This window comes from Thomasclavelia saccharogumia DSM 17460 (assembly GCF_000686665.1).
GTDB classification, from domain to species: domain Bacteria; phylum Bacillota_I; class Bacilli_A; order Erysipelotrichales; family Coprobacillaceae; genus Thomasclavelia; species Thomasclavelia saccharogumia.
The window spans coordinates 1-8612 of the sequence record NZ_JMLH01000093.1 but is presented as its reverse complement, the minus strand read 5'-3'; the positions used below and the strand labels follow the sequence as shown (position 1 = coordinate 8612).

Annotated in this window: 8 protein-coding genes; 7 read left to right on the top strand and 1 reads right to left on the bottom strand. The window is 29.9% G+C overall.

Going from position 1 to position 8612, the window contains the following annotated elements; genetic code table 11:
* On the top strand, positions 1 to 669 hold a 669-nt coding region (locus BR82_RS0113810), incomplete at its 5' end, for a PD-(D/E)XK nuclease domain-containing protein (protein ID WP_027090653.1).
* A gap of 24 nt (positions 670 to 693) precedes the next feature.
* On the opposite strand, the gene BR82_RS0113805 is transcribed toward BR82_RS0113810, so the two are convergent.
* Complete coding sequence (locus BR82_RS0113805) at positions 694 to 1344, bottom strand: B3/B4 domain-containing protein (RefSeq protein ID WP_027090652.1); 651 nt, start codon at positions 1342 to 1344, stop codon at positions 694 to 696.
* Positions 1345 to 1469: 125 nt separating this feature from the next.
* Here BR82_RS0113805 and BR82_RS0113800 point away from each other — a divergent pair, with 125 nt between their 5' ends.
* From BR82_RS0113800 to typA, 6 genes are all read left to right on the top strand, one after another.
* Complete coding sequence (locus BR82_RS0113800; RefSeq protein ID WP_027090651.1) at positions 1470 to 2135, top strand: response regulator transcription factor; 666 nt, start codon at positions 1470 to 1472, stop codon at positions 2133 to 2135.
* Positions 2132 to 3139 (top strand): sensor histidine kinase, encoded by a 1008-nt coding sequence (locus BR82_RS0113795; protein ID WP_027090650.1) that lies wholly within the window; start codon positions 2132 to 2134, stop codon positions 3137 to 3139. The genes BR82_RS0113800 and BR82_RS0113795 overlap by 4 nt, the downstream gene beginning before the upstream one ends.
* Positions 3140 to 3212: 73 nt before the next feature.
* On the top strand, positions 3213 to 3980 hold the full coding sequence (locus BR82_RS0113790) for an ABC transporter ATP-binding protein (RefSeq protein ID WP_027090649.1): 768 nt from the start codon (positions 3213 to 3215) through the stop codon (positions 3978 to 3980).
* On the top strand, positions 3967 to 5961 hold the full coding sequence (locus tag BR82_RS0113785; RefSeq protein WP_027090648.1) for an FtsX-like permease family protein: 1995 nt from the start codon (positions 3967 to 3969) through the stop codon (positions 5959 to 5961). Before BR82_RS0113790 ends, BR82_RS0113785 begins: the two co-directional genes overlap by 14 nt.
* Positions 5962 to 6076: 115 nt before the next feature.
* A complete protein-coding gene (locus tag BR82_RS0113780; protein ID WP_027090647.1) occupies positions 6077 to 6691 on the top strand; it encodes a pentapeptide repeat-containing protein in 615 nt (204 codons plus the stop codon).
* A gap of 95 nt (positions 6692 to 6786) precedes the next feature.
* The gene (gene typA / locus BR82_RS0113775; protein ID WP_027090646.1) at positions 6787 to 8604 is read left to right on the top strand and encodes a translational GTPase TypA; all 1818 of its coding nucleotides are present in this window, start codon (positions 6787 to 6789) and stop codon (positions 8602 to 8604) included.
* Positions 8605 to 8612: the final 8 nt, after the last annotated feature.

Sequence of the window (8612 nt, the reverse complement as noted above, 5' to 3'; positions counted from 1 at the left end):
GATATGAATTATGACGGCTTGAAAGATGATGTTGTCAAATTATTGGCTGGAGAAGAGGTATATTTGAATACAGACAAGTTTCAAAATGATATGACGACGTTCAAATCAAAAGATGATGTTTTAACACTGTTGATTCATCTAGGATATCTAGGATATAACAGTTCTGATCAGACATGTTATATTCCAAATAAGGAAGTAACAAGTTCATTTGTAGCATCAATTGAAGATTCATCATGGAATGAAACAACGAAAGCGTTATTAAACAGCCGTGCCTTATTAGAAGCGACATGGAATAAAGATGAAGAATTAGTAGCTAAGTATATCGAAGAAGCGCATTTGGATACAGCGATACTAACATATAATAATGAAAATGCCCTGTCATATACAATTTCGATCGCGTATATATATGCAAGAAATCATTATACGATAATAAGAGAGATGCCAAGTGGTAAAGGGTATGCAGATATGGTGTTTATACCTAAAGATGATAAACCAGCAATGATAGTAGAATTGAAGTGGGATCAGGAAGCCAAGACAGCTATTAATCAAATCAAAGAGAAGAAATATCCAAAGGGATTGGAAGAGTATAGAGATAATTTACTATTAGTGGCAATAAGCTATGATAAGAAGACAAAGAAACACAGTTGTGTGATTGAAAAATATAAATAAAAAAGCCAATTAGTTTTTGGCTTTTTATAATATTTTACCAGTTCCACCACAATAATAAGTAATGACGGTAATTAATTCTTCAGCGACATTTTTAACATAGTTATAGTCAGTTTTTTCGTTTCCTTGTACAATAAAGAAAATATCTTTAGAATCATTAGTAACTTTAGTTTTATTGACTTGACGAACTTCAAGATAACAGATGATTTCATCATTATCATCAATATAGCTATATACATTAGCAGGAACTTCTTTGGGTTCCTCTTGACCAAGGGGAATGAATAATTCCTTGCCATCTGTTAATTTTAAACTTACATTACCAGTAATTTTATCAATATCATGGGCACCTAAGGCTAATTTAGATTCCATAGAAATAATATTATAAATATCAACAACCGGATTGATTCTTGTAATATCATGACGTTTTTTTAATAATTTAATTAAGTTTTCACTGGCAGGTATATTCTTACGTTTAGAAACACCTATTTTTTTATGTAAGTCATAAAAACCTTGAATAATTGGATCGTTTACATTTGATGATTTAAGTAGTCTTTGGCTATGAATGTTTAAATAGTCATTGAGACTATCACTATAATGATGATTATTTATTCCTGTAATACGTACGCCGATACATTTTATACCTAGATCTTTTACTGTTTGTTCAACTGTGAATTCCATACACATCCCCCTTTTCCTATTGGTATAGTATGAATAAAATATATATCAAAATAATAGTTTTTTCAAGCAAAATGTTAACGTGCTATTTTATTAATACTTGTGTATAATATAGACGAGGTGAGAAAATGGCAAAAATATTAATTATCGAAGATGAAGAAAAACTCCGTGATGAATTAAAAGTTTATTTAAAGAATAATGGTTATATAGTAGAAGTAATTACTTCTTTTGAAAATACATTAGAAAAGATGATTTCTTTTGATGGTGATTTGATTTTATTAGATATCAACTTACCGAATGTTAATGGACAGTTTTTATGTAAAGAATATCGAAAAAACTCATCGAAGCCAATCATTATTGTAACAAGCCGTAATAATGAAATGGATGAATTGATCTGTATGAATTATGGTGCGGATGATTTTGTTACTAAACCTTACAATCCTTTAATTTTATTAGCTAGAATTGAAGCTGTTTTAAAAAGAACTAAAGTGGCTTATGATAATATGCTTAGCTATCGAGATATTAAATTGGATGTATCAAAGAGTTTGATCATAAAAAATGATCAAACAATTGAATTATCTAAAAACGAATTAAAGATTTTATATTTTCTTTTAACTAATCGCGGTCAAATTAAATCCCGTGAAGAAATCATGACATATTTATGGGATAGCGACATGTTTGTAGATGATAATACTTTGACAGTTAATATAAATCGTTTGCGTAAAAAATTAGAGGATATTGGATTAAAAGATGTAATCTGTACTAGAAGAAAACAGGGTTATATAATTTTATGAAATTAAATGATTATCTGAAAAATCAAATAATTAATATTATGATTGCTTTTTTTACGATTGCTTTAGTATGGATTATTTTGTGGGCTTTTGACTGTCCGAGATTTTTAGTTTTTTATGTACCATTTTTAATGTTGATTTCGTTTAGTTTGATTTGTGGATATGATTTTTGGCGAAAAAGAAATTATTATAATCGTTTTGTTCGATGTTTAAATAATTTAGACGAAAAATATTTAATTACAGAATTAATTGAAGAGCCTCAGTTCATTGAAGGGAAAATAATGGTTGATAGTATTTATGAGATAGATAAAGCAATGAAAGAGCATCTTAATAAATTACTATTTCGTCAAAGTGAGCTAAAAGAATATATAGAAATGTGGTGTCATGAGGTAAAAACACCAGTGGCAACGATTCAGATGATTATTGAAAATAATAGAAGTGAGATAAATGATAGTATTAAAGAAGAATTGGTCAAAATCGATGATTATGTTGAACAAGTTCTTTTTTATGCTCGAAGTGAAAATGTTGAAAAAGATTATTTGATCAAAGAGGTTTGTTTACAGGATGTTGTAAATACAGTTATTAAAAGGAATAAAAAAGATTTGATCAGTAAAAAAATCAAGATTGATTTAGATGATCTAAATATAGTTATACCTAGTGATAAAAAATGGTTAGAATTTATTTTGCATCAAATTATTAATAATGCAATCAAATATAGTCAAGGTCAGCCTTTTATTCATATTTATGCGCAAAAATATAAAGATCATGTTGAATTAATGATTCAGGATAATGGAATTGGAATTTTAGAAAGTGAGATTGATCGTGTTTTTGATAAAGGGTTTACTGGCAGTAATGGTCGTGATTTTAAAAAAAGTACAGGAATTGGTTTATATTTGTGTAAAAAATTATGTTTGCGTTTAAATCATCAAATAAAGATTACTTCAAGTCACGGAAATACAGTAGTGACGATAATATTTCCTAATAATTCTTACATAACCTTACATTAATGTAAGGTTATGTTATTTTATTCGATGGTAGAAAAATATGTAATAGATATAATAGTTATTGAGGTGAAGATAAATGGAAAAAATACTAAGAATTGAAAATGTTGAGAAATATTATGGTAATAAAAGCAATCTTACTAAAGCGGTAGATAATATTACTTTTGATGTTGATGATGGCGAGTTTTTAGCAATCATGGGTGCTAGTGGTAGTGGAAAAAGTACATTATTAAATTGTATTTCAACTATTGATAGGGTTACTAGTGGCCATATTTATTTACGAAATGAAGATATTACTAAATTAAAGGGCAATAAATTAACTAAATTTAGAAGGGATTCGCTAGGTTTTATTTTTCAAGATTTTAACTTACTGGATACTTTAACATCATTTGAAAATATCGCTTTAGCACTAACGATTCAAAAAACCAATTACAAATTAATTGATCAAAAAGTCATTCAGATAGCCAAGGCATTAGGAATTGAAGAAATTCTTAACAAATACCCCTATGAACTATCAGGCGGTCAGAAACAAAGGGTAGCCTGTGCTAGAGCAATTATTACTGATCCAGATTTGATTTTAGCAGATGAACCAACAGGTGCTTTGGATAGTAAATCAGCAAGAATGCTGTTAGATAGTTTAAATGTATTAAATTCAAAATTAAATGCAACAATAGTCATGGTTACTCATGATCCATTTACAGCTAGTTATGCTGATCGGGTTATTTTTATTAAAGATGGGAAAATTTTTAATGAAATAATTCGTGGCGAAAGTTCACGCAAAGTATTTTTCAATAGTATTATGGAAGTTCAGACATTATTAGGTGGTGAGCTAAATGAAGTTATTTAATTTAGCGTTTAAAAACATTAAAAAGAGTATTAAAGATTATTCGATTTATTTTTTAACTTTGGTTATTGCGGTTGCTATCTTTTATATTTTTAATTCAATTGATAGTCAAACTGCAATGATGTCCCTTAATAAATCAAAAATGGATATGATTGAAACATTGGTAGATGTTTTAAACTACCTATCTGTTTTTGTTTCTATTGTTTTAGGTTTTTTAATTGTTTATGCTAATAACTTTTTAATTAAACGACGAAAAAAAGAAATTGGGATATATTTTACTTTGGGAATGTCTCGAGCAAAAGTTTCATTGATCTTAGTTTTAGAAACAGTGATCGTAGGAATTGTTTCATTGATAATTGGATTGATCTTGGGCGTAGTTTTATCACAATTGATTTCAATATTTACTGCTAAATTATTTGAAGCCGATATGACTAGATTCTCATTTGTTTTTTCTAGTGATGCATTGCTATATACAATTGTTAATTTTGGAATAATCTATTTGATCGTGATGGTTTTTAATATTATGATTTTAGGTCGGTTTAAATTAATTGATCTATTATATGCAAGTAGACGAAATGAAAAAGTTAAGATAAAAAACAGCTGGGTAATTTTTGGAATATTTATTATCTCGATAGCGATGATTGGTTATGCTTATAAAATTTTATATGATGGAGTAATACTGTCGGGAGGGTCAGACTTTTTAATAATGATTGTTTTAGGAGCGCTAGGAACGTTTTTATTTTTCTTATCAGTAGCTGGCTTTTTATTAAAAGTGGTGCAGTTAAGAAAAAAGACATATTATAAAGGATTAAACATCTTTATTTTAAAGCAGGTTAATAATAAAGTTAATACCCATGTAATTTCGACGACAGTAATATCGCTGATGCTGCTTTTAACGATTGGAATCTTATCTTCATCATTATCAATGGCAAATGCCATGAATGATTCATATCGAAATAATTGTCCAAATGATTTTACAGTATTAAGCAGTCAAGTTGATAAATTAAAAGATTTTAGAAATAATATAGCTTATCAAGATACTGTCAAAGAAGAATACCAATTTAGTTTTATTAAACTAGAGGGGATAACGCAGGGTGATTTTATTGATGCAAAAAGTGATAAATATGCTAATATGGAATATATGGAAAAGCAGCCAATGCAGGTTATTAAGGAAAGTGATTATAATCGGATTTTACAGATTCAAGGAAAGAGTGGACAGGCAGTTGATCTGGGTGATAATCAATATCAGTTAGTTGCTACTCTTCCGATGGCTTTAGAATTTTATAATGAATTTCTTGAAGGTAATAATGCAATCAACCTAGATAACATGACTTTGACTAGCAAGACTAAAGAAGTTGTTGAATTATCGATCGTCAATGGTGAAGGTAATGAAGGGTTTATTGTTGTAAATGATGAGATAGCTGAAAAATATGGTAGTGAGATGGAGGGTGTTAATAATTATATTATTGGTAATTATACTCAAAATGATGAAAATTATGAAAATAAGTTTAGAAAATTAATTGATCAGTTTAATCAGGATAATCAAGGAGAATATATAATTTCATTTACCCGGGTTCAGATGAGTGAATCAGCAATTGGTACTAGTGCATTATTTACTTTTATTGGATTGTATTTAGGAATTGTCTTTGCTATTAGCAGCGGTACAGTTTTAGCGATAGAACAATTATCAGAATCTTCTGATAATAAAGAAAGATATCGAATCTTAGGACAATTAGGGGCTAGTAGACCAATGATAAACCGCGCTTTGCTATATCAAATTGGTATTACTTTTATTTTTCCTTTAGTTGTAGCTTTGATTCATAGTTTTGTCGCTTTAAATGAGATAAGTCATATTATTAATCTGATGGTAAGTATTAATATTGCTGATAAGATTTTAATTACTAGTATTTTTATTGTAATTGTTTATGGTGGATATTATTTAGCAACATATCTTGCTAGTAACCGAATCATTAATGAAAGCTGATTGGAAAATAAAAAGGAGATTTCGATGAAAGCTCCTTTTTATATTTTGATGATATAAATATGAAGCAGCTTTACTTTAAATATTTAAATTGTTACTATTGATAAGGGGTGCGAAAATGAAAAGAAAAGAGCCGGTAATTAATAATTTAGATGAATCTTTGTTTGATGATCGGGATTTGTATTATCAATGTTTATTTGTTGCAGATCCTCAAGATACTGTGATAATAAAAAACACTTCAATTGATGAATGTAAATTTGTAAAGATTGATTTTAATAAAATAAAATTAGTTAATACTCATTTAGTAGATTGTGTTTTTGAGGGATGTGATCTATCGAATTTAGAGTTTAATAAAATCAGTATTCATCGCTGTCATTTTATTAATTGTAAAATGGTTGGAACTGGTTTTATTGATTGTTCAATTAGAGATGTTTTATTTCAAGATATTCAGGGACGTTATATGAATATAGCTTTAGGAAATATGCGTAATGTTGAATTTAAAGATGCGTGTTTAGATGAAAGTAGTATTACCGAAGTAAGTGTGAAGCAGCTGGAATTTAATCATGTTAGTTTAATTAATGGTGAAATATTTAAAACTAGTTTATGTGGATTGGATTTAAAGCACGCCAATATTGAGGGAATTAGGATTGATATGTATAGTTTAAAAGGAGTTCATGTTGATAGGTATCAAGCAATAGCGCTTTCAGGATTACTGGGAATAATTGTTGATTGAAGGTAAGAAATGGGATATTATTGACAAATGAAAAAAAATAATGACAAAAAATAATTCTGTGCTATAATGATGAAGTTATAAGAGAGGTCATGATAATGAAGATAAGAAATATTGCAATTATAGCTCATGTTGACCATGGGAAAACAACACTCGTGGATCAATTGTTAAAATTATCTGGTACATTTAGAGATAATGAACAAATTACAGAAAGAGCGATGGATAGTAATGCTCTTGAACGAGAAAGAGGAATTACTATTTTAGCTAAAAATACTGCGATTAATTATAAAGATTATCGTATTAATATTATGGATACACCTGGTCATGCGGATTTTGGTGGTGAAGTTGAAAGAATTATGAATATGGTTGATGGGGTATTGCTGGTAGTTGATGCCTATGAAGGAACGATGCCACAAACTCGTTTTGTCTTAAAAAAAGCTTTAGAAGCTAAAGTAAAACCAATTGTTGTTATTAATAAAGTCGATCGTCCAGTAGTAAGGATTCAAGAAGTAATGGATGAAGTATTGGAATTATTTATGGAATTAGGAGCTGATGATAATCAGTTAGATTTTCCAACGGTTTATACTTCAGCATTACAAGGAACATCAAGTCTTGATGCCAATCTTGCAACCCAAGTGCCTAATATGGACTGTTTGTTTGATATGATCATCAGTGAGATTCCTGAACCGTTAGTTGATGAAGAAGGACCATTGCAGTTTCAACCAGCTTTATTAGATTATAATGATTATGTAGGAAGAATTGGGATTGGTCGAATTCAGCGTGGAAAGATAAAAGTAAATGAAAGTGTAACTTGTGTGCGAGCTGATGGCAGTCACAGTCAATTTAGAGTTCAAAAATTATATGGCTTTTTAGGATTGCACCGAATTGAAATTGAAGAGGCTAGTGCTGGGGATATTGTAGCTATTGCGGGACTTGCAGATATTGGTGTAGGTGAAACGGTTTGTACACCAGGGAAAGAGGAAGCTTTACCGTTATTAAAAGTGGATGAGCCAACTATTCAAATGGTATTTGGAACAAATACTTCACCTTTTGCTGGACAGGATGGGAAGTTTGTAACAGCGCGTCAAATCGAAGAGCGTTTGCTTAAAGAAACTAATCGTGATGTTTCTTTAAAAATTGAAAGAATTCCTAATAGTGAAGAATGGATCGTTTCTGGACGTGGTGAATTACATTTATCGATCTTGATTGAAAATATGCGTCGTGAAGGATATGAGTTACAAGTATCTAAACCAAAAGTAATCATCAAAGAAATCGATGGTGTTAAATGTGAACCGTTTGAAGAAGTAAATATTGAAGCTCCTGATGATTGTATCGGTAATGTTATTGAATCTTTGGGGTATCGTCGTGGAGTGTTAGAAAATATGGTTAGCAATGATGGCCAGACTAGTGTTACATATACTATTCCATCACGGGGAATGATTGGTTTTATGACTAACTTTTTGACGATGACTAAAGGATATGGGATCATCTCACATTCATTCTTGGAGTATCGTCCAATGGAAGGTGAAACAGTTGGAGAACGATCTTTAGGAGTTTTGATTTCGATTGATAATGGTCAGACTACAGCTTATGCTTTAGGCGGTGTAGAAGATCGTGGGGTAATGTTTGTCGGTCCTGGCGTTGAAGTGTATGAAGGAATGATCGTTGGTGAACATAGCCGTGATAATGATTTAGTAGTTAATGTTACTAAAGGTAAACAATTGACAAATACGCGTTCTTCTTCTAAAGATTCAACAGTTGTTTTAAAACGACCACGAACATTTAATCTTGAAGCTTGTCTTGATTATATTAATGATGATGAATTAGTAGAGGTTACTCCTAATAATATTCGTTTAAGAAAACGTTATTTAAGTGAATTAGAACGAAAACAACAAAATCGATTAAAAGTAAAATAGAATGGTTA